General features: G+C 66.1%; 28 protein-coding genes. 12 read left to right on the top strand and 16 right to left on the bottom strand.

Features of this window, described 5'->3' with window-relative positions; translation table 11 throughout:
- Positions 1-33: 33 nt before the first annotated feature.
- Positions 34-807 carry an SDR family oxidoreductase gene (locus tag RNB18_RS28265; RefSeq protein WP_311716917.1) on the bottom strand — a complete coding sequence of 258 codons (774 nt, stop codon included), beginning with the start codon at positions 805-807 and terminating at the stop codon, positions 34-36.
- A gap of 77 nt (positions 808-884) precedes the next feature.
- Here RNB18_RS28265 and RNB18_RS28260 point away from each other — a divergent pair, with 77 nt between their 5' ends.
- Entirely contained in the window at positions 885-1,511 is a 627-nt protein-coding gene (locus tag RNB18_RS28260; protein ID WP_311717033.1) for a TetR/AcrR family transcriptional regulator, read from the top strand.
- A 423-nt stretch (positions 1,512-1,934) separates the two neighbouring features.
- Here RNB18_RS28260 and RNB18_RS28255 read toward each other — a convergent pair whose 3' ends face one another.
- Entirely contained in the window at positions 1,935-2,354 is a 420-nt protein-coding gene (locus tag RNB18_RS28255) for a MarR family winged helix-turn-helix transcriptional regulator (RefSeq protein ID WP_311716916.1), read from the bottom strand.
- A 62-nt stretch (positions 2,355-2,416) separates the two neighbouring features.
- Between RNB18_RS28255 and RNB18_RS28250 the strand changes: the two genes are divergently transcribed.
- Positions 2,417-3,211 carry an alpha/beta fold hydrolase gene (locus tag RNB18_RS28250; protein ID WP_311716915.1) on the top strand — a complete coding sequence of 265 codons (795 nt, stop codon included), beginning with the start codon at positions 2,417-2,419 and terminating at the stop codon, positions 3,209-3,211.
- Between the two features lie 92 nt (positions 3,212-3,303).
- Here RNB18_RS28250 and RNB18_RS28245 read toward each other — a convergent pair whose 3' ends face one another.
- Positions 3,304-3,900 carry a dihydrofolate reductase family protein gene (locus RNB18_RS28245; protein ID WP_311716914.1) on the bottom strand — a complete coding sequence of 199 codons (597 nt, stop codon included), beginning with the start codon at positions 3,898-3,900 and terminating at the stop codon, positions 3,304-3,306.
- Between the two features lie 237 nt (positions 3,901-4,137).
- Between RNB18_RS28245 and RNB18_RS28240 the strand changes: the two genes are divergently transcribed.
- Positions 4,138-5,097: a phosphotransferase family protein gene (locus RNB18_RS28240; RefSeq protein ID WP_311716913.1), complete on the top strand. Its 960-nt coding sequence runs from the start codon at positions 4,138-4,140 to the stop codon at positions 5,095-5,097.
- 336 nt (positions 5,098-5,433) lie between these two features.
- On the opposite strand, the gene RNB18_RS28235 is transcribed toward RNB18_RS28240, so the two are convergent.
- The 3 genes from RNB18_RS28235 to RNB18_RS28225 form a co-directional block, all read right to left on the bottom strand.
- Positions 5,434-5,952, bottom strand: a complete 519-nt coding sequence (locus RNB18_RS28235) for a GIY-YIG nuclease family protein (RefSeq protein WP_311716912.1) — start codon at positions 5,950-5,952, stop codon at positions 5,434-5,436.
- Positions 5,953-6,333: 381 nt separating this feature from the next.
- Positions 6,334-10,572 (bottom strand): nSTAND1 domain-containing NTPase, encoded by a 4,239-nt coding sequence (locus tag RNB18_RS28230; protein WP_311716911.1) that lies wholly within the window; start codon positions 10,570-10,572, stop codon positions 6,334-6,336.
- A gap of 16 nt (positions 10,573-10,588) precedes the next feature.
- On the bottom strand, positions 10,589-10,921 hold the full coding sequence (locus tag RNB18_RS28225; RefSeq protein ID WP_311716910.1) for a CU044_2847 family protein: 333 nt from the start codon (positions 10,919-10,921) through the stop codon (positions 10,589-10,591).
- 388 nt (positions 10,922-11,309) lie between these two features.
- Here RNB18_RS28225 and RNB18_RS28220 point away from each other — a divergent pair, with 388 nt between their 5' ends.
- On the top strand, positions 11,310-11,996 hold the full coding sequence (locus RNB18_RS28220; protein ID WP_311716909.1) for a hypothetical protein: 687 nt from the start codon (positions 11,310-11,312) through the stop codon (positions 11,994-11,996).
- Between the two features lie 283 nt (positions 11,997-12,279).
- Complete coding sequence (locus tag RNB18_RS28215) at positions 12,280-13,155, top strand: hypothetical protein (RefSeq protein WP_311716908.1); 876 nt, start codon at positions 12,280-12,282, stop codon at positions 13,153-13,155.
- On the opposite strand, the gene RNB18_RS28210 is transcribed toward RNB18_RS28215, so the two are convergent.
- The gene (locus RNB18_RS28210) at positions 13,103-14,098 is read right to left on the bottom strand and encodes a DUF4365 domain-containing protein (protein ID WP_311716907.1); all 996 of its coding nucleotides are present in this window, start codon (positions 14,096-14,098) and stop codon (positions 13,103-13,105) included. The genes RNB18_RS28215 and RNB18_RS28210 overlap by 53 nt on opposite strands.
- A 152-nt stretch (positions 14,099-14,250) precedes the next feature.
- On the opposite strand from RNB18_RS28210, the gene RNB18_RS28205 reads away from it, so the two are divergent.
- Positions 14,251-14,412, top strand: a complete 162-nt coding sequence (locus tag RNB18_RS28205) for a hypothetical protein (RefSeq protein WP_311716906.1) — start codon at positions 14,251-14,253, stop codon at positions 14,410-14,412.
- Positions 14,413-14,446: 34 nt separating this feature from the next.
- On the opposite strand, the gene RNB18_RS28200 is transcribed toward RNB18_RS28205, so the two are convergent.
- On the bottom strand, positions 14,447-14,785 hold the full coding sequence (locus tag RNB18_RS28200) for a CU044_2847 family protein (protein WP_311716905.1): 339 nt from the start codon (positions 14,783-14,785) through the stop codon (positions 14,447-14,449).
- 28 nt (positions 14,786-14,813) lie between these two features.
- The gene (locus tag RNB18_RS28195; protein WP_311716904.1) at positions 14,814-17,447 is read right to left on the bottom strand and encodes a CHAT domain-containing protein; all 2,634 of its coding nucleotides are present in this window, start codon (positions 17,445-17,447) and stop codon (positions 14,814-14,816) included.
- A 287-nt stretch (positions 17,448-17,734) separates the two neighbouring features.
- On the opposite strand from RNB18_RS28195, the gene RNB18_RS28190 reads away from it, so the two are divergent.
- From RNB18_RS28190 to RNB18_RS28175, 4 genes are all read left to right on the top strand, one after another.
- Positions 17,735-18,487, top strand: a complete 753-nt coding sequence (locus RNB18_RS28190) for a hypothetical protein (protein WP_311716903.1) — start codon at positions 17,735-17,737, stop codon at positions 18,485-18,487.
- Complete coding sequence (locus RNB18_RS28185; protein WP_311716902.1) at positions 18,484-18,654, top strand: hypothetical protein; 171 nt, start codon at positions 18,484-18,486, stop codon at positions 18,652-18,654. The genes RNB18_RS28190 and RNB18_RS28185 overlap by 4 nt, the downstream gene beginning before the upstream one ends.
- Before the next feature lie 139 nt (positions 18,655-18,793).
- The gene (locus tag RNB18_RS28180; RefSeq protein ID WP_311716901.1) at positions 18,794-19,618 is read left to right on the top strand and encodes a hypothetical protein; all 825 of its coding nucleotides are present in this window, start codon (positions 18,794-18,796) and stop codon (positions 19,616-19,618) included.
- A gap of 107 nt (positions 19,619-19,725) precedes the next feature.
- Positions 19,726-20,586: a hypothetical protein gene (locus tag RNB18_RS28175; RefSeq protein WP_311716900.1), complete on the top strand. Its 861-nt coding sequence runs from the start codon at positions 19,726-19,728 to the stop codon at positions 20,584-20,586.
- Between the two features lie 133 nt (positions 20,587-20,719).
- Here RNB18_RS28175 and RNB18_RS28170 read toward each other — a convergent pair whose 3' ends face one another.
- A complete protein-coding gene (locus RNB18_RS28170; RefSeq protein ID WP_311717032.1) occupies positions 20,720-20,848 on the bottom strand; it encodes a hypothetical protein in 129 nt (42 codons plus the stop codon).
- A gap of 98 nt (positions 20,849-20,946) precedes the next feature.
- Here RNB18_RS28170 and RNB18_RS28165 point away from each other — a divergent pair, with 98 nt between their 5' ends.
- Positions 20,947-21,318 carry a hypothetical protein gene (locus RNB18_RS28165; protein ID WP_311716899.1) on the top strand — a complete coding sequence of 124 codons (372 nt, stop codon included), beginning with the start codon at positions 20,947-20,949 and terminating at the stop codon, positions 21,316-21,318.
- 178 nt (positions 21,319-21,496) lie between these two features.
- On the opposite strand, the gene RNB18_RS28160 is transcribed toward RNB18_RS28165, so the two are convergent.
- The 4 genes from RNB18_RS28160 to RNB18_RS28145 form a co-directional block, all read right to left on the bottom strand.
- Entirely contained in the window at positions 21,497-21,832 is a 336-nt protein-coding gene (locus RNB18_RS28160) for a hypothetical protein (RefSeq protein WP_311716898.1), read from the bottom strand.
- Positions 21,833-21,878: 46 nt separating this feature from the next.
- Positions 21,879-22,655 (bottom strand): hypothetical protein, encoded by a 777-nt coding sequence (locus RNB18_RS28155; RefSeq protein ID WP_311716897.1) that lies wholly within the window; start codon positions 22,653-22,655, stop codon positions 21,879-21,881.
- 306 nt (positions 22,656-22,961) lie between these two features.
- Positions 22,962-23,228, bottom strand: a complete 267-nt coding sequence (locus RNB18_RS28150) for a hypothetical protein (protein WP_311716896.1) — start codon at positions 23,226-23,228, stop codon at positions 22,962-22,964.
- Positions 23,229-23,424: 196 nt separating this feature from the next.
- Entirely contained in the window at positions 23,425-24,126 is a 702-nt protein-coding gene (locus RNB18_RS28145; RefSeq protein WP_311716895.1) for a response regulator transcription factor, read from the bottom strand.
- A gap of 190 nt (positions 24,127-24,316) precedes the next feature.
- Between RNB18_RS28145 and RNB18_RS28140 the strand changes: the two genes are divergently transcribed.
- Positions 24,317-24,682 (top strand): hypothetical protein, encoded by a 366-nt coding sequence (locus RNB18_RS28140; RefSeq protein ID WP_311716894.1) that lies wholly within the window; start codon positions 24,317-24,319, stop codon positions 24,680-24,682.
- Here RNB18_RS28140 and RNB18_RS28135 read toward each other — a convergent pair.
- Positions 24,654-25,379 carry a CBS domain-containing protein gene (locus RNB18_RS28135; RefSeq protein WP_311716893.1) on the bottom strand — a complete coding sequence of 242 codons (726 nt, stop codon included), beginning with the start codon at positions 25,377-25,379 and terminating at the stop codon, positions 24,654-24,656. The two genes, RNB18_RS28140 and RNB18_RS28135, sit on opposite strands and share 29 nt — an antisense overlap.
- Positions 25,380-25,419: 40 nt before the next feature.
- Positions 25,420-25,884 carry a Crp/Fnr family transcriptional regulator gene (locus RNB18_RS28130; protein ID WP_311716892.1) on the bottom strand — a complete coding sequence of 155 codons (465 nt, stop codon included), beginning with the start codon at positions 25,882-25,884 and terminating at the stop codon, positions 25,420-25,422.
- Positions 25,885-25,997 lie beyond the last annotated feature (113 nt).

The raw sequence follows: 25,997 nt of genomic DNA, 5'->3' as shown, positions 1-25,997 counted from the left end.
GTCGCCGACGGGTGCTCCCGTCCAAGGGGAGGGTCACAGGCCGGAGCCGCCGGTCGCGTCGATCGTCCTGCCGGTGACCCAGCGTGCGTCGTCCGAGGCGAGGAAGGCCGCGATGTCGGCCACGTCTTCCGGTCGGCCGACCCGGCCCAGTGCGGCCAGCGAGCTCGCGTGGGCTTCGGCCTCCGGGTTGCCGCGCAGCCAGCCCGCATTGACGTCCGTATCGATGATCCCGGGGGCGACCGAGTTCGCTGTGATGCCCCGGGCGCCCAGCTGCTTGGCGAGGTTGAGGGTGAAGTTGTCCAGGGCGCTCTTGGTGGCGCCGTAGGCGATGGCCTCGGGCATGGCGAGGTGGGCCGCGCCGCTGGAGATGTTGATGATCCGGCCGGCGTCGCGCAGTCGCTTCAAACCCTCTTGCACGATGAAGAACGGAGCTCGCACATTCACGGCGAAGACCTCGTCGAAGCCGGCCTCGGTCAATAAAGCCAGATCTGCGCTTCGTCCGATCCCGGCGTTGTTGACGATGATGTCGACGGCCTGGTCGGTCGCGTGGTGGGAAATCTGGGCGTCGAAGGCTGACCACAAGGCGGTGGCGTCGCCGTGACGGCCCAGCTCTGCGTGGAGGGCGAAGGCCCGGCCGCCATCCTTTCGGATGCGCTCCACGACGTCGTGTGCCGCGCTCTCGTCGCGGGCGTAAGTCAGTGCGACAACAGCGCCGTCCCGGGCAAGCCGCTCCGCGATGGCTCGTCCGATGCCCCTGCTGCCGCCGGTGACCAGTGCCGTCTTTCCTTCAAGTCGCTGCGTACCCATGCCGATTGACCGCCTTCCATTTGTTGAGTGATCGACCAAGAAAGAAGGTAGCACCTTTTTTGGTCGAGCACTCTAAAATGTGGGGCATGGCTGAGACACCCAAGCGCGGCCGTCCGCGCACCTTCGACCACGCAGCGGCGCTTGCCGCAGCCACACGGCTGTTCTGGGAGCGAGGCTATGAAGGCGTTTCGATCGGCGATCTGACCGATGCGATGGGGATCCGTTCAGGGAGCCTGTACGCGGCCTTCGGGGACAAGAAGTCCCTGTTCGAGGAAGTCGTCAACGCCTACGGCCAGTCGCCTGTCGGCAGTTTCGCGGGCGTGGCGCTGCGCGAGGAGACCACTGCGTACGGGGCGTTCGCGCGCATCCTTCGGGAGGCTGCGGTCATCTATCCGGACCCGTCGCACCCGGCCGGCTGCCTGGCCATCAGCGCCGCAACCAACGTCACTCCGCAGGATGCGGGGGTGCGAGCATTCCTCCGTAATCTGCGCAACAAAAACGTGGACGGATTCGAGTCCCGGCTGCGGGAGGCGCAGCGGGCGGGAGAGCTGCCGGCCGACGTCAGCCCTCGAGCCCTGGCCGACTACTTCGCCACAGTCCTGCAGGGACTCTCGCAGCGAGCCCAGGATGGCGCCACCGCAGACCAACTGGCCGCAGTTGCCGAACTGGCACTGACTTCCTGGCCGACTGCTGCGCAACGCTGATCAGTCACCCACTCCGACTCTCAAGATCACGATCTGCTGTTCGATCGACAGCTGACGGCGTAGCTGCCAGTGTGAGCGGCGGCGGCCGGTCGCAGAAGACCAGTTCGGCCTGCGCCCCGCTTCGGCCGCTCGTTTGTGCTCACGACCCCGAGCCACGTGCCCTGGGCTCAGGCGAACTCGCCGGCCCATGGGGGGGGCGGCAGGGCAGCCCACGCTGCATGGCCAAGGGGTAGTCGTAGCGTATGAATCCCTTGAAGCTCGCCACCTTGTCGTACAGCACGCGGGCGCTGGTGTTGTCCTCCTTGGTGGTCCAGTACAAGCGGGATGCGCCTCTCTCCCGCGATGTCTTGGCCACCTGCTCGAACAGCGCGCGCCGCCCCGGACCACCCGATGCGCAACGCGTCCACCTGGCCTAGTAGTTGACTAGGTATCTCGTGCCGCGCCGAGGCGCCGAAGCAGATCGAGGAGGGTCGCGCGGTCCGCGTTCGGCAGGGCGGAGAAGCAGTCGGCGAGCACTTCGTCGGCGATCTTGTGGCCTGCTGCCAGGATTTGCCGACCGGTGGGTGTGAGGTGGTGTTCGATGCGCCGACCGTGTCCTGGGCGGCGTTCTACGAGGTTCTGGGCGGTGAGACGGCCGGCGAGTGTTCCGAAGGCTTGTTCCGTCTGGAACGTGGCTGCGGCCAGTTCGCGGGCGGATGCTCCGGGGGAGCGGCTGATCGCGCGCAGGGCGTCCCACTGTGCCAGCGTCGTGCCGATGGCTTGGAGGGCGCTGTCGAGGGCCCGATGCTGTCGGTACTGGGCCTGTTTGACCGCTCTGCCGAGTTCTTGCAGCTCAACGTGCATGCATCGAGTCTACGGCATGACCAAGCTAGCTTATATAAAGATGTTTAGTTACTATCGTCCGCATGTCCACCAACGCATCAGCCATGTACGCCGACCTGTCCCTGACGCTGTCCGAGGCCGGAGCAGGCAGGCCGGTTCTCGTCCTGCACGGCGGCGGAGGCCCCGCCACCGTCGCCGGCCTCGCCCAGCACCTCTCCCGAACTGCCCACACGATCACGCCCGTGCACCCCGGCTGGGACGGCACCCGCCGCCCCGCCTGGCTCACCGGCATCGACGACCTTGCACTCGCCTATCTGCACATGCTGCGCGACCGTCGACTGCGCGATGTTCTCGTCGTCGGCTCCTCCCTCGGGGGCTGGATAGCCGCCGAGATGGCCATACGCGACAGCGCGGGAAGCATCACCGGCCTCGTCCTGATCGACGCGGTAGGTGTGCAGGTCGAGACGGAACCCATCACCGACTTCTTCGCCCTCGACGCCCGCGGCGTCGCGGAGCACTCCTGGCACGACCCGGACCGCTACTACCTCGACCCGGCCGGCCTCCCCGCTGAGGAACTCGCGCGCAGACAAGCCAACATGGCCACGATGCGCATCCTCGCCGGCGATCCCTACATGCACGACCCCACGCTGCTGCGCCGGCTCGGGCAGATCCAGGTGCCTTCCCTCCTGCTCTGGGGTGAGAGCGACCGCATCGTCTCTCCCGCCTACGGCGCCGCGTACGCCGACGCCCTCGGCGACGGCCGACTCGAAGTCGTCCCCAAGGCCGGCCATCTTCCGCAGATCGAACAGCCGGAAGCCACCTTCGCTCTGATCGACGCACACCTGCGCCGGTCGGGCAATCCGTCGGGTCAGTGGTGAGTAGGTGTAGGCGATCAGTTGCCCCCGCCAATTCGGCCCCGCCCCGGCCTGGAATCCTTGGACGCGGGACGCCATGACCTGTGTCGACGACGTCAGGATGTCTGGGACGCGGTCTTGCCTCTACCCCGACGGCGAGGAGGCTCTTGCTGATCTCGCGGGCTTGGGGCTGAACCGATCGGGGGTCGGAAGCGGGGTCCGGTAGGTCGTTTCCGATCTTGCTCTGGCAGAAGGCTGGGCTGTTTTGTGGGGACCGCTGTGGCTGAGTGCCTCAATCGACGAATGTGAATGCCAGTGGCGACAGTGCAGACGTGGGTGTCCTGCCGTCGGCGGATCCGGTAGAGCCGAACAGCCGTGCATAGCCCCTTCGGGGTGGACCGCAGGTCGGCCAGCTCGAGTCCAAGGTCCGGGCCGGTGGCGGGGAAGAGCCGTGTGCCCTGGCCGACGATCACGGGATAGGTGAGCAAAATTGTCTCGTCGACCAGCCGGTGGTCGGGCAGCCAGCGGATCAGGGTGCCGCTGCCCCACACTTGCAGCTCACCGCCCGCGGCGGCTCTCAGTTCTCCGACGGCGCCCGCGACGTCGCCCGACAGGACGGTCGTGTTCGCCCATCGAGGGTCGGTGAGCGTGGCCGAGGCGACGTATTTGGGTCGCGTGTTCAACGCTTGCCCGACGGGGTTTCCCGGATCCATGCCCGCTCCCAGGAGCCGGCGAAGATCTCGTAAGTCCGCCTGCCGAACAGGAACGCCTCGGCGCGCTGGAAGGCCTGACTGATGAACGTCGAGGCGGAGAGGATGGCCGGCTTCTCCCGACGGGAGTTCCGAGTTGCTGCTCCGAGTCCTGATCTGAGGCGGAGAGGAGAACAGCGTTGATATCCCCTCCGGCAAACACCTTTGCGCAGGCCGCCGCCTGGATGATGGGGTGGCGCAGTGGCAGACCACGATGGGGCGGTGGCCGTCCGGCCGTTGACGCTGGCCTGGGTGAACCGGCATCTGGACGTCGGCGAACGGGTCGTCAAAGCCGAAGCGCTGCATGGCGGTATCACTGCCGAGATGCGGCGTGTGACCGTCGCCAGGCAAGACGGAGGCACCCGTGACCTGGTGCTCCGGACCTTCGTCGATGCGGAGCGCGCCGAGGACTGGCTGAACAGGGAGAGGGGCGCCCTCGCCCTGCTCGCGGGGACCGGCGTGCCGGCTCCTGGGCTGGTGGCGGTTGATCACAGGGCCGTGCATTGCGAGTGTCCGTCGCTGCTGATGACCCATCTGGCGGGCCGGACGGTCCTGAAGGACGAGGGAGTGGAGGCGCGCGTCCCTCTGCTCGCCCGTCAACTCGTGGCGATCCACGCGGTGCGACCCGGCCCCGCCGAGCGGCCCCCGGGGTACGTGACCTTGACGACCGCCGACACCGTCGTGACACCGAAGGGCGCCGACACGGCGACATGGGCCGCGGCGATCGACGTGATCCGACGGCCCGCACCCCCCTATGAGGGACGGTTCCTGCACCGGGACTTCCACCCCGGCAACGTGCTGTTCGACGTGCCTCCGAAGGGCCCCGCAGCCTTCCGCATCACCGGCGTCGTCGACTGGGCAGCGGCTTCTTGGGGCCCGGCGGACCTCGATGTCGCGCACTGCTGCACTAATCTCGCGCTGCTGCACGGACCGGCGTGGGGTGTGCGGTTCGCCGAGGCGTACGAGGAGGCCGGCGGCATGCTGGCAGCGGCCGCGAGCGAGCGGATGTACTGGCAGGTGCGGGACGCGCTGGCGTTCTCAGAAGAAGTGCAGCAGGCGTCGCAGCCATGGCGGGGTGCAGGCAGGACAGAGCTGACGGCACGGATGGTGGAGGAGCGGCTGGATGCGTACGTCACTGCTCTGATGGACGCGCCGGGCTGAACCAAGGTGGTCCGGGGCGGGGGCACGGCGGTGCACCGCAATTGCCCGACGTTGTCTTCATAGGCGGATACGACATCACAGCTCTCGTGGCGTTCGACAGCTGGCGACACGGCAGTGCCGCGCGCCAACACTGATGGTGCCGGTACAAGGCAGTGGCTGGTGATTCGGCGGCGGGTCCTGGGCGACCTGGCGGAGGGCGTTCTCGGGCTCATCTGGCCGGACTGCCTGATCGAGACGGGGATGCCAGGGGCGGGAGTCGACGGTGACCAGGCTGGTCTCCGAGCGCCCGCCACCTGTCGTGGCTGGGCTCTGGGCGAACCAATGTCGGTACGGCGCCTACGGCTTGGCCCGTCTCGTCTGCTGACCGGGTGAGTGTTGTGCGGCCTCAGCTTCTTCGACTTCTCTGGCGAGTTTCGCGATTTGTGTCTGCGCTGCGGTGATGCCGCGGAGGATGAGGCGTAGGTGGGTGGTGGACTGGGGTACGGCGGCCTCGAGTTGTTCCAGCCGCCGCTGTTGCGCGGCGAGTTCGGACCTCAGGCGTGAGGCCCGGTCGGGTGGTGGGGGAGGGGCCGTCCCGTTGAAGACGACGTTGTGCAGGGGCCGTTCGGCTTGGACGGCTTCGCGTTCGGCTGCGTGTGCGTCGTCGGGATAGTCGATCCGGATGGCGATGACGCGGCGGCCCCAGGGCTGTTGTTGCAGGTGGGTGCGGATACGGGTGAGCGGACAGGTGGAGATGCCGACGTAGAGCAGGCCTTCGGGGCCGTAGAGCCGGTACAGGGTGGTGCGGCCGGCGGTGTGCAGGCTGCCTTCCTCGTCGAACAGGCCGCGCAGGAACTGCGTGTCGATGTCGGTCATCGCGCTGCCTTTCTCGGCTCAGGGTGTGCGGTGGCTGTCGCTGTCGGCCGGTACCAGGCCCGCAACCGTCGACCGCGCGCCGCTTGTCCGTATCCTCACGGTCCCACGCGGGTGTGACAGTGCCTCATCGACCAGCACGTCAGGCGTCGGGAGGGCCTGGTGAGTGGCAGCGTGAGAGCGACGGTGTCCACCACGCGATGCTCGGAATCGCTCGCCTGCACAACCTCATCCTCGCCGGGTGACTGAGGAACACGCAGATCACCCAGCGCACCCCAGATCATTTACGGGATCTCGCTTAACCTAGCCATTCGGAACGACCGTTGCCGCACTTTCTGGAGTGTCGACGTTGGGACTCTCGCCAAGGCTTCTGAACCGATTGGCTCAAGAGGGGCAAACTGGTGTGGAAGGCATGTCGGGCAAATAGGTCGACCGTTCCTGAGGCGTGAAGTCCCGGCGGAGTGCCTCGCAGATTTGCTTGCTGGCCTGGGCTGGCTCGGGAAGATGGATAGGCCGCAACTGAACCGTTCCGTTGGGTCCTGTGACGGCCAGCATGGTTCCGTTTGGATTAAATGCCACCGTATCTACCAGGTTAGTGTCGCCAGCGAATGTCTCACGGGTGTCGCCGGTGGCCCTGTCCAAGAGCCGTACCGTCCCGTCTTGGCCACTGGTTGCGAGGGTCTTGCCGTCAGGGCTGAACACCACAGAAAGGACACCGCCGCGGTGACCGCTGGGAAGAGTGCGGGCGTGTCCCGTTGTAGCGTCCCAAAGCCGTACCGTGCCGTCATCACCGCTGGTGGCCAGTGTGTTGCCGTCCCGGCTGAACACCACTGCTGTCACTTCTTTGGCAGGCTCGCGCGTCACACTGTCGAGGACCTCTCGGTGGCCCGTGAGGGTGCGTCGCATCTTCCCCGTGGAGGCGTTCCAGAGGCGAACGGTTCCGTCCGCACCTGCGGACGCGATGGTGCGGCCGTCAGGGCTGAAGGCCGCACAGTTCACGCGCCCCTTATGCCCGTTCAGCGTGTGCAGCGTCGCGCCTGTCCGTGTATCCCACAGTCGGGCGGTCGCGTCACCACCGGCGGTGACGAGAATACGACCGTTGGGACTGAATGCCACAGAGTTCACGCCCCGCGGGGGCATGTTGGTACCCGGTGGTACGCCGTCGGTGTGGCCTCTGAGAGTGCGACGCACTTTCCCTGAGGACGTATCCCAGAGGCGGGCGGTCCCGTTTGCGCCGGCGGTCGCGAGAAGACCACCGTCGGGACTGAATGCGACAGCTTGTATTTTTCCATCCGAGCCGGTCAGGACGTGACGCTGCTCGCCCTTAGTGGCATTCCAGATCCAAGTAGTGCCGTCAAGGCCGCCGGTAGCCAGCGTGCCGCCATCTGGATCGAAGGCAATCGCTGCCACGTTGCTGTGGCCTCTCAGTGTCACGTGAGCTGTGTCGGCCGTCATGTCCCAGAAGCGCAAGCTGGTGCTGTCGGGGTCGGCGGTGGCCAGGATCGCGCTGTTCGGGCTGAACGCCAGCGTGCCTGCGCCGTCCCCGTGGCCTGTGAGGATGTCACGCGTGTCGCCGTCTGGCGTGCGCAGGCGCACCGTCGCCTCCCCAACGCCAGTGACGGCCAGCGTTCCGTTGGGGCTGAATAACACCGTGCTGACTCCGCCGAAGTTGTCGGACAGCGTGTGGCGGACCTTGCCGGTGTCCGTGTTCCACAGCAGTACCACGTCACTCGTGGCCCCCGCGGTGGCGAGGGTCGCGCCGTCAGGGCTAAACGCCAGCGTGTTGAGGCCGTCGGGTGGGGCGATCTTGCGACGCAGCTTCCCTGTCTCGGTGTTCCAGAGCCAGACGAGGTCATCCCACGCTTGGAGCTCCTTATCGTGTCCGGATACCGCCAGGGTGGTGCCGTCAGCCGTGAACGTCAACGACGTCACTCCACCACGAGGGCCGTTGTGGACAACGCGCGACTTCCCGGAAGCCAGGTTCCACAAGCGCACCGTCCCATCTCCCCCGGTGCTGGCAAGCGTGGCGCCATTGGGGTTGAAGGCTATGGATTTCACTCCGTTGTCGACATAGCCGGGGTGACCGGAGTGTCCGTTGAACGTTCGCAGAGCCGTTCCCTTGGCGATGTCCCAGAGGCAGATTGTGTTGTCCTCACCGGCCGTGGCAAGCGTCGTGCCGTCCGGGCTGAAGGCCACAGCAGCGATGCCGCCGTCGTGGTGGGAGATGGTACGCAGGGCTCTTCCACTCTCCGTACTCCACAGCCTCACGCTCTCCTCATAAATGCTGCTGGTGGCGAGGATGCTGCTGTCCGGGCTGAAGGTCGCTGAGTCCACCCCCCTGGACAGACCACCAAAGACACGCAGGAGAGGGGCTTTCGCTGCTGCGTAAAGGCTGCGGGTGGCCTCGACAGTGGGGCTGGTCCGATATGCCTGCACGGCTAGCAGCGACGCGAGGTCCAGGTCTCTCGTCAGTAGAGAACTGGACTGGGTGGCCAGCTGCCTTGACTGGGCAACCTTCTGGGCGGTGATCGCGGTCTGTTGCTGCCAGTAGGCGATCCCTGCGGCCGCAAGGGCAAGAACGAGCAGCGTAGCGAGCAGGGCGTTGATGCGAACTACGCGCCGCGCTAGTGACCGCCGACGCTTGACGCTAGAGGCCAGGTAAAGAGCCATCTCGGAGGTCAGTCCCCGCGACCCCGACCAGTCGATGCCTGCATCCAGGTCGGTGCCGCCCAGCAGATCGTCGGGTCGCCTGCTGTGTTCCCAGCGTCGTCGCCGTTCATCGGTGCGACGCAGCCAGGCTTGGAACTGATGATCTCCAGACACCCAGCTGCGTAGGTCATGCCAATCGCGGATGAGAGCTTCATGAATGAGCTCTGCGGTTGGTGTGCCGACTACGGTGTCGGCCGTCTGCTGAACCTTGATGGTGATGAGCCGGTGGTGGGCGAGGACTTCGATTACTTCTGTGAAGTCCTGACCATCCGTGCGGCGCGCGGTTGAAGTGTCGACGGCGAGTGCACGCAGATCTCGCAGCGGCACCTGGCGGCGAGTGGGTGGAGTGCTTTGGTCCCCAGGCTGGACCAGGGCAGTAAGGATGCGTTGGGCGAGAAGCTTTCGGTCCTGGGACAATTGCGTCAAGGCAGTGTCGCACCATGCGGATAGGCTGCCGGTCACTCCTCCGATGCGCTGGTACGTGCTGTGAGAGAGGTGGCCTTCCTGCCGACCGTTCCACAGCTGCGTCAGGGTGACTTCAAGCAAAGGCAGTGTGGTCACCGGAGCCTGGCGGGCGGTTGGGCCAGCGGGATCGGCTGCCATCAAGTCCGTGATGATGCGCTCAGGCAGCCCATCCTCGAGACGAGCTCCGGCATCTTGTGCTGGCTTTACGATCATGGATCGGAGATCAGGCTCAGTTAAAGTGGCGGGTACATCCACCGCACCTGGCCTCAGTGCTTCAAGCAGCTCTGGAGCTCCTGCGGCGAGTTGCGGGTAGAAGTCGTCCCGCAGGACCATGAGCAGACGGACGTCGGCCGGCGAGCCGACCACCGTTGCCGTCAGTTCCTGCACCGGATCACGGGGTCTCTGAACCTTTGCGGACCGGGTGAACAGTTCCTCTGCCTGGTCAACCACCAGCAGTACTTTTGAGCCTGTCGGTTCGCTGGCGAGGCGGCGGCCCACGGCCTGCCTGATGCCGTCGCTCGCAGCCCCGGTCAGACCGGCCCGTTCCAATTCGGTGAGCAGATCGGTTCGCGGCCGAGCCACGACCGGTAGCCACCTCGTGGTGCCCTGCAGACGTCCTTCGGCCAGCGCAGGTAAGACGCCAGCCTGGACGAGCGAGGACTTGCCGGCGCCAGACGGCCCCAGCAGCAGGACGCCCCGCTCTCGCCCCAGCGCGACCAGTACCTTCTCCCTCGCTGCCTCCCGCCCATGGAACCAGCCGGCGTCATCAGCGGTGAAAGGTTCCAACCCGCGATACGGCTGGACGTCTTGTGCTGTGAACGCAGGCCAGACCTCACATAGCATCTCTGTCGGCGTGGCGTATGCGACACCGAGCCCGCGCATGTGGTCGTCCGGCTCCGTGATCGCAGTGACCATGCCGATTACCAGGCCGCTCACCTCGTCCCGTACCGCACCGCCACTGAAACCGTGAGTCAACTCATTCGCGTTGGTCAGCTGCAGCAGATCGCCCGAGCAGCCGCCGGCAAGCAAATCGCCGGCTCGCCCGTAGCCGAAATGACCATTAGGCGGTGCCTGAGCGGGGAAACCGAAGGAACTCACCTTGTGCCCTCGGCTGTTCTCAGCGGCGCCGAGCAGCAGGGGCCGCGCGTCCGGTGACTCCCGGAGTCGTAAAATGGCCACGTCCTGCCCTTCGGCGGCCCGCCATCCTTCGACCAGCACGGTCCCCTGCACGCGTGGGGTGCCGACCGCATGCGGAAACCGGACCTCCAAGCTGCTTCCAGGCCCGTAACCTGCATGCTCCACGACATGGGCGCAAGTCACCACGATAGCGTCGGAGGCCAAGAAACCGGCACCAGCGACAGCCCCGTTTACAGCGAGGACTTGGACCGTGGAAGCCGACAGTGCAGATCTCCGTGTTACGCGAGCACCATTTGATTCCGTGGCGTCCATCAAGCCCCCTAGTTCGTTATTGGGCTTCCGCCGACTGCTCATCTTGCTTCCAAAGCACGCGTACTTTCATGTGGAACGCGCCTTGGGTCTTAGTAATGACGACACCAGCTTCTGCAGACAGGTCGAGTCCAAACTCGAACTCAACCTCGGCAGGCCCCGCTTGACGTAGCAGATCCATTACGGCCTGAGTAGTGTCGCGGACGGGCGTCAACATGCTGCTGAGCGTTTGCGGAAGCTCCCGTACCACGTCTCCGGCGCGTCCCACCTTGATGGGTCCCTGAGCCTCTGCCGCCGCCTCGAACAGAATTTCGCCGCCGCCTTCGAGCGGTACCCGCACTAGATTTCGCATTTGTGCCCCTCCCCAGAGACCGTGGCAAGGCTACCGTCGAGTGGAGCCCCGGGCATCGCGTTCAGCATCATTTATCGGGTTGTGGTTTGGGGTCGCGGTTCCGGTACCTCTTCGGTGTAGGCGTGGATGTCGCAGGGCTGGCACGGCGTCAGCTGATCGGCCTCGCCACAAACGTAAGCACTTCTTGATCGAAGGAAATGTTCGACTTCGTGACCTTGGTCATGCGCCAGCTCGGCCGAGTAGAAGACGAACTCAACACCCAGCTGCTCAGAGCACCGCGAAGCCGTAACCTGATCTTGCGGCGCGGGGCCGACTGCCTGGAGGGTCACTGTGGGCCTGCGCGAGCTGATCACCGACGTCTGGAGCTGGCTGGACTACAAGCCCAGCCATGACCGACCCGCGACGGCCGGACCGTAACACCTGGGCGGAACTGACACGCTCGTGGGCGCCGGACGAGGGGGCCGCCTACCGGCTCTTGGCCGCATACGACTCCAACCAGGCTGGCCAGTTCGCCGCCGTGACCGGCAATGACGAGGCCGCCAGCGAGCGGAGGGAACTCGGCGACGCCTCCAAGCTGGTCGACACCGCGCTCGGCTACCTTCTCGGATCCCAGCAGGTCATCAGCGTGGCGGGCGCGGAGCACATCGACGACGATCCGACCGCCGAGGCAGCCGCGGCGCTGGCCGTACAGGACAGGCTGAGAGCCCGGGCGGAGAAGGAAATGCTGCCGCTGCGGTTTCAGCAGGCCGAGCGAAGCGCGATCCTGCTGGGCGATGCGGTCTACACTCTGGCGTGGGATCCCGCGAAGGGCCGGGTACTACTGCGTACTTGGGACCCGGGCCTGTACTTCCCGGAGTGGCCAGAGGACGGGGAGCAGGACGGCGCTGAGTTCCCGCTGCGCGTTCACCTGGCGTGGGAGCTGCCCGAGGACAAGCGGCGCGGGCTCAAGGCCAGGCTTCGGCGGGTCACCTACGAACTCGGCCCGATCGGTCCGGCGAGTCGGCACGGCGCAGCGGAGGACGGCAGCCCGGCGCGCGGTACCTGTACACCGACGGCGGTGATCCGATTCTGGTGACGGGTGACGCGCGGAACGCTGACACGGGCGTGATCAGCCGCACGTACCCATGGGCACCCAACCGGTCCTCCACGTGGACGTGCTTCCTCACCGACGCGGAATGGGACCTGGACGACCTCACGTACACCGACCGGCTGTACGACCTGCCGATGCACAACGCTCGGTACCGAGTCCGCTCGGATGGCGAAGTCCTTGACCGGCTCGACCTGATGGCGGACTTCATACCCGTCGTCCACATCACGAACAGCATCCCCACCAGCGGAGAGCCTGGGGGAAGCCAACCGTGGCCACCGTCCTCCAGGCCCTCTACGAGCTGTCCGCGACCGACACCGACGGCTCCGGCGCATCGGCCACCACCGGCTCCCCGATCATCGGCCTGGCCGGGGCCCGGCTGCCCATCGACCGAGCGACCGGCCAGCCACTGCCGGTGAAGGTCCGGGCCGGGACGGTGTGGCAGCTCACCGACAACGGGCGCATGGACGTCCTCGACACGTCGGCCCAACTCGCCGAACTCCGTGCCCGCGTCGACCACATCCTCGACCGCATCGCAGCGAACAGCCGCCTTACCGCCGCTGGCCTCGGCACCCTCGACCCGACTGCCCTGCCGTCCGGCTACGCCCTGCAACTCGCACTCGGCCCCCTGGACTCGCTCGTCGCCGCGATGCGCCTGGCCCGGACCCACAAGTACGTCGTCCTGCTGCGCATGGTGCAACGACTCCACCAGGCAGGGCAGGCAGAGGGTTGGCCCGCGGGGGAGTCGTTTCCTGCGCGCCTGATGTGGGGACCGCACACGCCGACCGACCGCGCTGCCGTCCTGGATGAGGTGATCAAGGCCGTCGGCGCCGGGGTCCTGTCGGTGGAGACCGGCATCCGTACGCTCATCGACGCCGGATACCCAATCGACGACGCCCAAGCGGAGATCGAGCGCATCCAGTCCAGAGCCTTCGAAGCTGCTGCACTCTCGCGGACGCAACCGGAGACAACGCCGCTGTGCGTGAATACCTCGGCCTTCCAAAAGCTGGACCGGAGCTGCCGAGGATCTCGTCGAATAGCTTTGTATCCGAATCCTCGGATCCGAATGATAACTGACGGGGACTTGACGCCCTTTAATGGCCTTGCGTATTCTGAATTTTCATTCGGTCGCGAGCGAAATGAATGAAAGCGATAAACAGGAATCCCATTCCGATTACTGGTGTGAGGCTCCCGGCTATGATCCAGGTCGTTCCCCACCAGCCGCGATCTCCATCGGGATCTACGAATGGAATCCAAAGAAAATTGCTGGCGATAACCGAAAGCCATCTCCAGGTTTCTTTGGGGAAGCGCCCGGCTCGGAATTCAAAGTACACGGTCAGCGCCATAAACAACATAAAGGCGTAGAGGTTGAGTACCCATAGGGTCGGACTCACGGCCGGAGATCCCTCGGCGAAGCGGATTTGGCGAGGCCACTCCCACGTCATAATCGTGACCAAGATCAGGAGTGGGAGAGCGCGGCGCACGTCTTTTGCGATGACGTCAAGGCGCTCCTCGTGGCGGAGGGTGAAGCTGGCTAAGCCTTCGAATAGGGGGTTGGGTGCCGTCAGGGGGTCCAATCCCTGCCTGGCGCGGACGGCTTCAGTTAGCGCATCTTCTTGAGTTGCCGCGCGAATCTGCATCCTAGTGTCCCCGACATAGGATGCGACATCCGTGTAGAACTGATGGACAGTCTCTTCCGACAGTGGCGACGTATTCGATATTTGCACCCAGCCGGGGTGTTGGTCGGTGGCCTTGAGTTTTTCGGTCAGATTGACCCAGAAGAGCTCTCCTTTTTTCATGTCATAGACGACTCCGATGATTGGAATTCGACTGTGGCGCCAATCGTCGAAGTGGTCTTCGATGGGGATCGCATACCCGTTTGCGCGCTTGTATTTTTTGCCGCTCTTCACCTGGATGGCGATCCAGCAGCCCGTACGCTTCCCGCCGCGCGTGAAGTTCACGATCATGTCCTCGCCGTGATCGTTACCTCCGTCGATCTCCTGAACGATGTGGTCGTTTTCCTCAAGGAGTGCGCGAAGGGCATTGACGCCTGCCCTCTCAATGCGGCGGCTAGAGCGCACAGTTGACACTGGTCCCCCTTCGATCGACGACCGTCAGGATAAGGGAAGGCACTGACAGTGATCTGGCCTCGGCGCGGTACGTCCGGGCTGAGCTGGGCAGATGCTCGCGCTCGCTACACTGATCAACGGCGCGGGGGCGCTGGAGATCTGAGGGTTCACGCATGACGCGCCCCTCACTCCCCAATCCGCTCGAACCGGCCGGACACCACCGTGACGGGCGGCCGATCTATCCGATCCTCGGAGCCTCGCCCGACGACGACTCCAACAAGCCCGGTGACGAGGATGGCGCCCCGAACGGCGGCGTCACGCAGGGCATCACCTGACGCCCCAGCAAGGTGATCCGGGTCTGCCCATCCCTCATTCGGCGGGTCGCGGCCCGTCCCGGTGCCATGTGAGTGTGACAGCGAAATTTGCAGTGGCGCTCGCTGCAGCAATAAACGCGCCTGCCTCGGCATGCAGATTTAGTCCGAATTCGACTTGGACTTCGTTAGGAGACTGTGCTGCTGATTGAATATGGGAGACTACGGCATGGATGGCGGGTTGCATGCGGTATAGAGCATCCTCAAAGGTGCGTTGAGCGCGTTCGGAGATATTGGATCCATTAATTCCGCGCGTCACCACTCCAGCAGATTGGTCGCTGACTTCGACGAGTACGGTGCGGCCATCCTCGGCGGGGAATTCAACAAGCCGTCCCATCGTTTCTCCTCATATTTCCTGGAGACCACTACATGTATCGGAGTTCCCACACCGTGACGGCACGTCGGGTGCCGGTCGCTAGATGAGTGCCGCGTGGACTGAATGCCAACGAACTAACAGGATCATCGTGAGTTATTTTGCACATCATGTGCGCGTTGATTGCATTCCAAATGCGCGCCGTTCCGTCTTCGCTACCAGTGGCGAGCCGGGTGCCATCGGAGCCGAATGCCACAGATGTGACAGATGCATTGTGGGCCAATTCGTGCACATGGCCCGGGTTCCAAAGATAGGCTGCGTTATCAGTGCTGCTGCCGGCAGCGGCGCGTTTTCCATCTGGGCTATACGCCACTGAGTTCAAAAAGCCTCGGAGATCTTCAAATATTTTTAGGCCAGTATCCAACTGCCACACGTGTAGCCCGCGTTGATCAGCCACGATCAATCGGTTTCCGTCCGGGCTGAAGGCCACTGCTTGGATAGCCCGCTCTGCAGCCGAGAAAATCTTCTTGGCGGTCTTGACATCCCAGACGCAAGCCGAGTCGTAAGATCCAGTGGCGATACAGGTACCATCCGCTTTAAATGTTGCTGCGGCAAGTCCATTCCCGGCCGGTACGTGAAGAACTGATTTTCCTGTGTAGGCGTTCCATACTGTGGCCCCCTTTTTCCCTTTGCCGATGAGGCGTGTGCCGTCGGGGCTGAAGGCTGCAACGTAAGGAGCTCCTTTCTTTCCTGTCTGGATAGCCAACAGGCCAGCACCGGCCATGTCGTAAAGGCGAATCTGTGCATCGCCCCAAATGTCGACGGCTAGTGCCTGATATCGGCCACTTGATCCCCATGCTATGGCCCCGCAAGGGGTGTCGATAACGAGGGTTTTTATTGCGAAGAGCGTCACTGGATTGCGACCGTTTGAGGTTGACCGGGCGAGGCTCTGTCGGTCGCGGCAGAAGTCGCGTCGAGTTGTGGTGTCCCGGTAATTCGGGTCCTGTTGCATGATTTGTTCATAGCGGTTGATTGCAGTGTTCCAGTCTTCGGAGCGTTCGGCCTCGGAAGCTTGGAGGTATAGGTCTTCCAGGTATGCTGTGTACTGTTCGTGTGCCACTTCTAGGCGGGCTTCTGTGGATAGTCCGTCGGGGTCGGCGGAATCCGGGTCCAGTTGCTCAAGTGTTTCGCTGACATCGATCGTGGCTTGCCATTTCTTTTGGCTGGCGTAGGAGCGCAGTTTCTCTTGGAGGTGGGCGATGCGCTGTCGGTCGCGGCAGAAGTCGCGTCGAGTTGTGGTGTCCCGGTAATCCGGGTCCTGTTGCATGATCTGCTCATAGCAGTCAATCGCGGCGGACCAGTCTTCAGATTCCTCAGCCTCTGCTGCACGGACATAGGCCTTTATGAGCTGCTCCTGCCTGGCAGCCTGATCACGCAACTTGATGGCGTCGCTATTATCCGGGTCGAGAGAGAGCAAGTCGTCAAGCAATTCGATAGCTTTGCCGCGGTGGCCGATCCGCAATTCTTCACTGGCCTCGGTGTAAAGCCGGCGTTTGCGTTGATCGGTTTCCTTCGGCGGCTGTTGCTGGGTGTTCAAGTTAAACAGCAGATTTGCCTCGCCTCGAACGTACAACACGGGAGTGATCCACTCTAGCGACCTGCTGGTACCAAACATGGAGAGCCGTCCACTCCTGACGGCATCGTCGACTCGACGACCATGAGCCAGCGCAGTGTAGAACCCCTGAGCGAAGTTCACCGAGGCGCGGTCAGTGATCGAAAATTGCATTGCTGCCACTGCGCTTATTCCGCTCCGAACGAGAGCGGCTCCAACACTTGAGAATCCGTCATCAGCCCCTCCTGCAGCGGAAGCGCAGGAATTAAGCACCACTAGCCGAGGTACGGGGTTAGCCAACGCGATAAGTTCTGCTAGGCGATACGCCTCTACCATCTGAGCGCGACCGTTCTCGCCTACCAGTGCAATCTGTCCCTCTTCGTAATGCAGGTCGTAGTCACCGTGGCCGATGAAGTGGAGTACGTGCCATGGGCCAGCGTGGAGACGGCTGTGCAAGCTCGTCCAGCTTGCGTCTGTCAACCAGACCAACTCGACCAAGTCGTCAGCGACTTGCTCTGCCAGCGCCTCCTCCAATAGTGCGCGTTCGGAGTCGCTGTCCAGCAAGGGGAGGCCACGCGGAGAGGCGATTACTGCCAGGATCCGCAGCGGTAGCTGCACGGGCAGCGGGTTAAGTGTGCGCGAAGCGGGAAGGTGCCTGACTATCGGCTCCCGTAGGCACACATAGTAGTCGTTGTGGGAGTCGAATAGAGCCTCCCAAGGTAGGAGCGCCAGCTCCGGCGGCTCTAGCCGCAGCACTATCTGGAGGGGCTCCTGTCGCTCTTGCGCCACGCTAAGACTCGCGCGGTAGGTTCCCAAGATCTGGTCACTGAATAGTGCGTCGAACAGTTGGCGTCCTACATCTTGCACGAGCTGCTCACTCGGCCGTACCACTCGGCGAGTTGGACCGGCGGAGAACACCACCTTGTTTTCTAGCGCAGGGCGCTGCCCAAGCAACTCGTCAACGTTGAGAATTAGTGGCGCTCGGGGCTCCCCGCCAGCAGCAGCTTTCACCACCCGCACCTCGTACTCACGCGGGTGAAGCTGGCAAATCTGCAGTTCCAGGACAGTGGCCATCGCCGCCTCGTTCCTGGCACACATGCACACCCGTAAAGATTGCCGGGTAACCATGATGGCGGAAAGCGGTTCGTGCGTTTACACCTCCATGATGCGACGAGGCTAACAAGTTTGCACGTCGACCATATGTTGAACCTTCAACGCGGAGGCTCTTGTTTCCCGTACAATCAGTCGACCTCCTCATTAGACTGAATCGACGGCGCGGGGCCGCGATGGAGGGCGACCCGTGACCGAGCCGCAGGGCCCAGGACCCCACACCATGGGAATTGCTGCGGACCATGCAGCAGATGCGCGACGACCTGCGTGCCAACTTCACTGCCTTCAGCGCGCGGCTCGCCGAGATGGTGACGAAGATCCAGTACGACGCGGACCGGCGGACTGACGAGGTACGGATCAAAGCCGTCGAAGACGACATCGCCCAGATACGGCGCGAGCGCGAGACGGAGCGCCAAGAGGCCCGCGGCGTAAGGAGGTTGGCCCTTACCGCCCTCGTGGCGCCGGTCGTGGGGGAGAACAAGGATCGCGCCATGCCCGATCTCTGGCTGCATGGAGCTGAGCGACATCCGCTCAGCGACACCGCACCCACCGACACGCAGTACGACCCACGCGTCATCTGGCACATCACGTGGGACAAGAACGCCACTGTCGCCAAGCCCGCCGATCTCGTCGCGTTCGACAAGCTCGTGCAGTACTTCACGGGCGGTGGCAAGGCAGTCGCGCCGCATCTGCTCTGGGATCCCTTCACGGGCAGGATCGCCCAGTTTTATCCGGCGAACAGCCGGGCCAAGTCGGTCGTCGACCTCGCCGGCGCCCGGCCGCGTCCAGGGGTGCGTCGGCCGTGCGGTCGGCGGGGTTGGCCTCGAGCTCGCATCCTGTGTCTCGCCTGGACCTCGTCGCCGAGAGCAGACAGCGGGTTTCCGCGCGCCGAAACGACGGCGGAGGAGATCGCGGCGGCCGGGCGGCGATGGCACATACGTACATGGGCTACGTACTCCTACCGACGTGTCGCCGACACGCATGCCGTTTTCTTGCATTCATGACGACACCGAGCGTGAAAGCGCAGATGCCGAAGAGTGTCATGCTGGCGTTGGTGGGGGTAGGGGTCCAGGCCGTGCTGAACCTGGCGGCGGGCGGCCTGTTGTCGGCCGTGGTGAACGACGCGGCTGACCACGGTCGGGACAAGGGGCCGGGCTGCTCCGGTTCGTAGCAGTGCTGACGTTGCTGATCGCCGGGGCGCTTCTGCTGGGTGGCGTTTTCGCGGGCAAGCGGGAGGATGCGCGTGCCCGGCGGCTTGACGACGGCCAGCCACCGGGCCACCGGAGCTACCCGGGCCGAAAGACCCCGTCGTGCCAGTCGTCGCGGCCCTCGCCGTGGCCGTCCTGTTCACCGGGGGTTGTTCGAGCGCCCGGGGCACCTCCCTTTCCGGGGATCCGTCCGGGAGCGCGACGGGGGTGTCCGAGTCGCCGAGCCCTTCGCCGACCCCCTCTCTCACTTCGCCGTATCCGACCGGGGCGTCCGGGTCCCACGACAACAAGGGGTGGACGGCCGAGGAATCCAGGGACTGGGTCCGGCTCGTCGGCGACACGCCCAGGGAGAACTACGAGGACGACGAGGTGAAGGTTGTCAGCCTGGCGGGGTACGACGGCCCACTGTGCCGGAAGATCACCGTGCAGGTCGAGTTCCGGAAACTGGTGTACGGAGTCGCGAACGGCGCCGATGGCGGTCGGCTCTCGGACGGGACTCGACCCGACTACTACTTCGACCCCCCGGGTGAAGCGCGTCGGACTCCATACGGACGCGAGCGTCGAGCAGAAGATCGCCCTGCCTACGTCCCTCTACGCGACGGACCGCAGCCCCTGCGGGGGCGCCCTCCTCTCGATCACCGTGGGCAAGCCGCTGACGAGGAGCTGCCCAAGGAAATCGAGGTCGGCGGCGGAGAGGACCTCCGGTGTCGCGCCGCTGTGGACTCCCGGCCGCAGCGGATCGCCGACCACGAACTGTCCCAGCCCTCGGCACCGCAGGTGTGCAGCCCGGACGGCACGCCCGCCGCCGACCTGGTCGATGTACCCACACCGGGCTCCCAGCCGACGGACTTCTACCCGACAAACCTCTACCCGACGCCCGACCACAGCTTCGACTTCGACGGCGTCCTCCGCTCTCCCACGCCCTGAGCCCCTTCCGCGGGATCCGGGCGTGCACCGGCCTCTTCACCAGACCAACGGGCACTGCCATAAACCAAGTTCGGCAGGGCCACCCGACCTCACCTTGGGGGAATCACATGCGTATACGCACTGCGTCCACCGTCCTTTCCGGCGCCGTTGTACTCTCGGCGCTCGTTCTTCCGGGCGCCGCCCAGGCAGCGGAGCGCCCTGGGGCGGCGTCGGATCTCAGAGTCTTCGCCTCGCAGAGCGTCCGGCCGCAGGACGCTTTGGGCGGCACCACATTCAAGAACGGAGTCGTCAACAAGGGCAAAGACATCGTTCTCGGCGTAACGGGCAAGAAGGCCGTTCCCGTCACGTTCACCGCCTTCGACGAGGAAGGCGTCGCCATCACCCAGGCCTTCCTGTGGCAGGGCACCGACAGTTCGAGCACGGACACCATCACCGGCGGCCTGGAGTCGGACGACTACCCCACCTGCACGGAGACGCCGGTCCAGAACGGCTACAGCTACAGCTGCAAGACGGTCTTCACCATCGACCCCGCGGTCGCCTTCAAGGACGGCAACGGCACCGCGGGGACCTGGAAACTCTTCCTGGGCGCCTACGACCTCTACGCGAACGCCAGTTACGACGACGACGTCACCAGGACCAAGATCAAGCGTGCCGCCAAGCTGACCGTCAACGCCTCCCCGGAGCCGGTGAAGAAGGGCAAGACCATCACGGTCACCGGCAAGCTGAGCCGCGCCAACTGGACCACGGGGAAGTACTCGGGATACACGAGCCAGCCGGTGAAGTTGCAGTTCCGCAAGAAGGGCAGCAACACCTACACCACCCTCAAGACGGTCAAGACCAGCCGCAACACCGGCGCCCTGAGCACCACCACCAAGGCCGGCTCCGACGGCTTCTACCGCTTCGTGTTCGCCGGCACCACCACGACCGGCTCCGCGACGGCGCCCGGCGACTTCGTCGACGTCAGGTAGGCAGCCTCCCGGCCGAGACCGCGGTGGCCGGTACGCAGACGCTCACTGATGACCGCCGAGGGCACCTGGGCCACATTCAGTCCTGCTCCGTGCGGGCGTCCCCCAGAACGGCTCCCGGTGCGGCGGCGGGCCATCAGCGTGGCCAGGGAGGTACGTGAGGAGACCCCGGTCTTGCGGAAAGCGCGGGAGACATGGGTCTCACGGTACGCCGGCTGACGTAGAGCCGGTTCGCGATGGTCTGACTGGTGAGCCCCTGCGCCACCAGTTCGGCTGTCTCCAGCTCCCGGGCGGTCAGGGTGGCCGGCCGCTGGGTGAGTTCGGCGCGGTCCGGGAAACCGTACGGAGCCACCGGGCGGACGGGTGGGCGTCGGCGAGGCCGACCAGCAGTCCGCTGTCGCCCGCCTCGGCGAGCCGGCGCCCCCTGAGCCAGGCGCGCGTGCCGCCCCGGCCATGGCCCGCCGCCGCTTCCGGCGGGGCGCCGAGCAGCAGGGAGTGGGTGTCCCAGAAGACCGCGCCGCAGCGGGCGCTCTCCGCCGCGGCCTCCGCGAACAGGTCCGCCGCCGCTGCAGTGTCCCCCTGCGCCAGCGGCAGATGGCGGCGCTGCGCAGCGCGGACGCCCGCTGCATCGGCAGCCCCAGTTGTTCCGCCTCCTTACGCGCCCGCTCCGCCCAGCCGCGGGCCTCCCCGGACCGGCCCGTCACCAGCGTGGACGTGACCAGGATCTCCAGGTAGAGCGGCCGCATCGAGGGCTGGGTCCGATGCAGTTCGGGGCCGCCCGCCTGGAGTATCGCGTTCCGGACACGGACCGGATCGTCGGCTATGAGCGCGGCCCAACTGAAGATGCACCAGGCCGTGGAGGCCCACCGGTCGAACCCGGTATCGGCGGCGGCCACCGCCTCTTCGGCGACGGCTAGAGGGGTCGGATCGCCGGCGGGCAGGCGGCGACGAGTGCCTCGGCCTTGCTCGCCAGTACGAACGCGAGCAACTGGTCGCTGCCGATCCCGCGGGCGATGTCCTCGACCTGGTCGGCGAGTTCCAGCGCCGAGGAGACCCGGCAGGACTGGACCCGGACATGGGACAGGCACAGCAACAGATGGGGCACGACATGGAGCTGGCCGCTGCGGCGCGCGATGTCGAGGCCGCGCTCTGCGTGCCGCTCCGCGTCCGGGTAGTGCTCCAGGAAAGCCTCCGCCCAGCCGAGCCGGTCCAGTGGTTCGCTCAGCGCGGTGAGGTCGTTGTCGGGCAAGAGTCGGACAGGGCGGCGGCCTGCTGGGCGAGTCCGTGCGAGGCGGTCATGTTGCCCTCGTACGCTTCTCCCAAGGCGCACCTGGGCGTACGAGGTGTCGCTGTCCTGGGGCGCGGCCGAGCCCAGTTCCAGGCCGAGCCGGACGGCGTCGGCGGGGGCGGGGCCCGCGAGCCGGCTCGCGGCGCAGCAGCGCGACTGCCTCGGTGCAGCGCGCCAGATGACGCTCCACCAGCGCGTACAGGACGACCGTGCGCACTCTGAGGCGGCCTTGGTTCTCGCCGGCGGCCGGGCCACCGGGTGACCGACGCGGGTTGGCGATCAGCTCTTGGAGCAGGTAGCGGCTCTCGCGCAGGCAACCGCACGCGGCCAGGGCGCGGGCCCGCCTCAGGACCAACTCATGCCGCCGGGCGGTGTGTTCGGGAGCATGCGGAAGATGGCGGAGTGCCACATCGAGCCAGTGGGCGCAGCTCGCCGGGGCCGTTCGGGCGGTTCGTGCGGCGGCCTCGTCGAGCACGGTCACCGCTGCCGGGTCCCAGGCGGTCAGCGACTGTTCCCCATGGTGGGCCCGCTCGGCGGCGGAGGCACCCGCGCGGGCCAGTTCCTGTGCGGCGAGCCGGTGCATCTCGACGCGCCTCAAGAAGGGCTTGCTTTCGTGGACGAGGGTTCGCACGACCGGATGCCGCAGGGTCAGCAGGCCCTGCGGGGCGGAGCGCAACAGGTCGCGTCGGGTGAGAGCGTGGACGTCGATGGTGAACGCGGTGCCGGAGCGTCCGGTCACCCGGCTCACCACCGCCGGGGTGGCGTGCTTGTCCAGTACCGCCACGGCGTCGACGATGCCGCGCCGGGAGGGGGCGAGCGCGGTCAGTTCGTCCAGCAGCAGGGTGCCGAGCCCGGGCGGCGCCGAGGACTCGGGCGTCGTACCCCCGCGGTGGGCCTGAAGGAGAGTCAGGAAGTAGAACGGGTTGCCCTCGCTCGCGGCGTACAGCGCGGCGGTCTCGGCGGGCGGCAGGTCGGGGCCGGCCAGTTCGGTTCAGTCGCGTGCCTCAGCGGCCTCAGACCGAGTCTGACGACCGTGCCCGTGTCGAGTTGTCGGGTGAGCCTGGCAGCTAGGGGCTCGGGACTCTGGCGGTCACGGCGTGTCACGGCCAGGACGACTGGGGGCGTGCACGGGATGGCGTACGAGATGGTCCAGCAACTCCAGTGACGCCGGGTCCGCCCAGTGCAGATCGTCGAGCCAGCAGCAGCCCGGACGGGGCGGCGAGCCGGGCGAGCAGGACGGCCGTGGACCGGTGCGGTCGACCGCGCCGTTCCGCTGGAGAATGGGCGCCACCGCGTCGGTCTCCTGGAAGCCGTCCAGGGCGTGCGGGTCGAGGTCGGCGAGCGCGTCGGTGAACACCTGGAACGGCAGCTGCCGCTCGTACTCTGTGGCTCTGCCGCGCAGTACGTCATTCCGCGTCGGCGTGCCTCCTCCCCGCCCTGCGCCGAAAAAGGCGTCGGGGCTTCCCGGTGACCGGGTCAGCGTGGCCCCTGGCAGGGGAGGAGCAGGGGCCGTCCGGCCCGGGGTGGGCTCTGAACGGGCCGGTCGGAGCTACTTACTTCGAGGGACGGCCACCGGGGTTCGGCTGTTCCAGGTGGGACGCCAGGACCGCGGCCTGGACGCGGCGCTGGACACCCAGTTTGGCCAGGAGCCGGGAGATGTGGTTCTTGACGGTCTTCTCCGACAGGTAGAGCTTCTTGCCGATCTCGCGGTTGGTCAGACCGTCGCCGATCAGGGCGAGGATGTCCCGCTCGCGGGGCGACAGACCGGCCAGTTCGGGTGCCAGGGCAGGTGTCTCGGCGGGTTCGGCGCGCAGCGAGCGGATCAGTCGGGCCGTGGTCGCGGGGTCGAGCATCGACTGGCCCGAGGCGACCGTACGCACCGCCGAGACCAGGTCGGATCCCCGGATCTGCTTGAGCACGTAGCCCGAGGCCCCGGCCATGATCGCGTCCAGCAGCGCGTCCTCGTCGTCGAACGACGTCAGCATCAGACAGGCCAGCTCCGGCATCTGGTTCCGCAGCTCCCGGCAGACCGTGATGCCGTCACCGTCCGGCAGGCGCACGTCGAGCACGGCGACGTCCGGGCGCAGCGCCGGACCGCGGACGAGGGCGTGCTCCACGGTGTCCGCGTCGCCGACCACCGAGATGTCCGGTTCGGCGTCGAGCAGGTCGGTGATACCGCGTCGTACGACCTCGTGGTCGTCGAGCAGGAAGACACGGATCGGATCCTGCTCCGTGAAGCTGCGTGTCCCGGTCATGACGGCCCCTCGTTCCCCGGCGGCGTACGGGCTGCGGGTTGCCCGTGAGCACGATGATCGCGCGCCGGGGCCGGTCACACTAGGGCCGACCGGCCCCAATCGGCCTGGGCGTGTGCCCGCACTGTCCCCATGGTCATGGCCCGGTGGCCTCCGCTGCCGGGCGATTTCCGGCGGCGTGGGGACAGCGCTCATGCAGGTCGCCTATGACGTGGCCGGCGCCGTCGTCGCACACCACCTCAGGCATGACCCCTGCCGTCACTGGCGGCCGCCGGGCCGCGCCCTCCCTCGCCCTGGAAACGCCTCACTCTCGCCGTCGCCGCTGCGCCACACCGCCGCCGTCGCCGCGGTGTGCGAGCGGGACCAGGCGTCGAACTGGTTGTACAGCGCGACCGAGCTCGCGATCAGGGCGCCCGCGAGGTCCCGGGCGGAGCGGGTCCATCCCGTGGACGGCGAGCGCCACCCGGCGCCGATGCGCAGCCTGGAGTACGACGTCCTGACGCCCGATCGGACGGTGGAACACCGTCGGCTCAGCGAGCGTCCGGCGCCGAGCGCCTGATTCCTTCGGTTCGGGGCTGTTCGGCCCGCAGGTCCGTCGAGTCCCACGGATCCCCGTGGCCGTTCAGCTCGAAGTCCGTGTCCACCACACCTTCGACCGCGCGCACCAGGCGGGCGGCCACGGGAATCAGCGCCGTGTCCCGGACCCGGCCGACCAGCTTCACGACTCCGTCGTGCACATCGACGCGGATTGCTGAACCGGGCGTAGGGAGGAGGTGGGTCACGACCTCGCGGCGGACCTCCTCGGCGATCTCCTCGTCTTCGCGCAGGAACACCTTGAGGAGGTCGGCCCTGCTGACGATGCCCTGCAGTACGTCCTCCTCGTCGACCACAAGGAGGCGCTTGATCCTGGCGCGCGCCATGGTTTGGGCGGCCTGGGCGAGGGTCGTGTTCGGGCGGGTGGTGAGGGCCGGGGAGGTCATCAGTTCTTCCGCGGTGAGCGCGCCGGCCTTCGCCAGGTCGGACAGGCGCCGCAGCTGGGTGTACCGGTCGGGGTCGCTGTCGCGGAACTCCTCCTTGGGCAGCAGGTCCGCTTCGGAGACGATGCCGACGACGCGGCCCTCGCCCTCCAGGACCGGCAGGGCGCTGACCTTCCGGTTCTGCATCAACCGCACGATCTCCTTGAAGGTGGCCTTGCGGCCGATGGCGGCTACCGAGTGGGTCATGACGTCGCTGACGATGTGCGGGGTGCCGTGCATCGTGGCTCCCTGTCGTTGTCGCTTCGGACCGCCGGCGCGCTCAGACGTTGCCGCCGGCGCCGTACGGCGCGTAAAGGTCCAGCAGCCGGGTCCGGGCGGAGCGCAGGCGGTGGGCGAGCACGCCGCCGACCCACTGGGCGATGGCGCTGCCCATGGCCGGGTCGTCCTGGCACATCAGACGGACGGCTGTGGCGTCGAACTCGTACGTCCGCACCGGAGTCGTCGCCTCGGCGCCCAGATGCCAGACGTGCGGGGTGAACAGCCAGGACCAGCCGACGAGTTCGTTGTGGTGGAGCGTCTCGATGACGGCCGCCCGGCGGCCGGGGACGTGCATGTCGAGCTCGACCGTCCCCGTACGGATGATCCAGAACCGGTCGGCCAGGCTGCCCTCCTCGAACAGACGCGCCCCCTGCGGGAAGGAGACCTCGCGGCCGAGGCACATGAGCCGGTGCCGGTGTTCGGCGGGCAGGGCTCGCAGCATGCTGGGCGTGGGGGTGGTGATCATGGCGTGCCTCCCGACGGTGGATACTGCCATGGCCAGCGTGTGGCCCGCCCTCGGTGGCGGGCCATGGGCCACTCGGGCCATCGCACGGGCCATTCGGCCACGAGCCGGAGACG

Source organism: Streptomyces doebereineriae (genome assembly GCF_031845645.1).
GTDB classification, from domain to species: Bacteria; Actinomycetota; Actinomycetes; order Streptomycetales; family Streptomycetaceae; genus Streptomyces; species Streptomyces canus.
The sequence above is the reverse complement of the archived record's forward strand: the minus strand, read 5'-3'. Positions and strand labels throughout refer to the sequence as shown.

Excerpts from the sequence above, each read along its gene's own strand:
- RNB18_RS28265 (WP_311716917.1), bottom strand. The coding sequence starts at position 807 with ATGGGTACGCAGCGACTTGAAGGAAAGACGGCACTGGTCACCGGCGGC.
- RNB18_RS28260 (WP_311717033.1), top strand. The coding sequence starts at position 885 with ATGTGGGGCATGGCTGAGACACCCAAGCGCGGCCGTCCGCGCACCTTC.
- RNB18_RS28255 (WP_311716916.1), bottom strand. The coding sequence starts at position 2,354 with ATGCACGTTGAGCTGCAAGAACTCGGCAGAGCGGTCAAACAGGCCCAG.
- RNB18_RS28250 (WP_311716915.1), top strand. The coding sequence starts at position 2,417 with ATGTCCACCAACGCATCAGCCATGTACGCCGACCTGTCCCTGACGCTG.
- RNB18_RS28245 (WP_311716914.1), bottom strand. The coding sequence starts at position 3,900 with ATGGATCCGGGAAACCCCGTCGGGCAAGCGTTGAACACGCGACCCAAA.
- RNB18_RS28235 (WP_311716912.1), bottom strand. The coding sequence starts at position 5,952 with ATGACCGACATCGACACGCAGTTCCTGCGCGGCCTGTTCGACGAGGAA.
- RNB18_RS28230 (WP_311716911.1), bottom strand. The coding sequence starts at position 10,572 with ATGGACGCCACGGAATCAAATGGTGCTCGCGTAACACGGAGATCTGCA.
- RNB18_RS28225 (WP_311716910.1), bottom strand. The coding sequence starts at position 10,921 with ATGCGAAATCTAGTGCGGGTACCGCTCGAAGGCGGCGGCGAAATTCTG.
- RNB18_RS28220 (WP_311716909.1), top strand. The coding sequence starts at position 11,310 with ATGACCGACCCGCGACGGCCGGACCGTAACACCTGGGCGGAACTGACA.
- RNB18_RS28205 (WP_311716906.1), top strand. The coding sequence starts at position 14,251 with ATGACGCGCCCCTCACTCCCCAATCCGCTCGAACCGGCCGGACACCAC.
- RNB18_RS28200 (WP_311716905.1), bottom strand. The coding sequence starts at position 14,785 with ATGGGACGGCTTGTTGAATTCCCCGCCGAGGATGGCCGCACCGTACTC.
- RNB18_RS28195 (WP_311716904.1), bottom strand. The coding sequence starts at position 17,447 with ATGGCCACTGTCCTGGAACTGCAGATTTGCCAGCTTCACCCGCGTGAG.
- RNB18_RS28190 (WP_311716903.1), top strand. The coding sequence starts at position 17,735 with ATGCGCGACGACCTGCGTGCCAACTTCACTGCCTTCAGCGCGCGGCTC.
- RNB18_RS28185 (WP_311716902.1), top strand. The coding sequence starts at position 18,484 with ATGACGACACCGAGCGTGAAAGCGCAGATGCCGAAGAGTGTCATGCTG.
- RNB18_RS28175 (WP_311716900.1), top strand. The coding sequence starts at position 19,726 with ATGCGTATACGCACTGCGTCCACCGTCCTTTCCGGCGCCGTTGTACTC.
- RNB18_RS28145 (WP_311716895.1), bottom strand. The coding sequence starts at position 24,126 with ATGACCGGGACACGCAGCTTCACGGAGCAGGATCCGATCCGTGTCTTC.
- RNB18_RS28140 (WP_311716894.1), top strand. The coding sequence starts at position 24,317 with ATGCAGGTCGCCTATGACGTGGCCGGCGCCGTCGTCGCACACCACCTC.
- RNB18_RS28135 (WP_311716893.1), bottom strand. The coding sequence starts at position 25,379 with ATGCACGGCACCCCGCACATCGTCAGCGACGTCATGACCCACTCGGTA.
- RNB18_RS28130 (WP_311716892.1), bottom strand. The coding sequence starts at position 25,884 with ATGATCACCACCCCCACGCCCAGCATGCTGCGAGCCCTGCCCGCCGAA.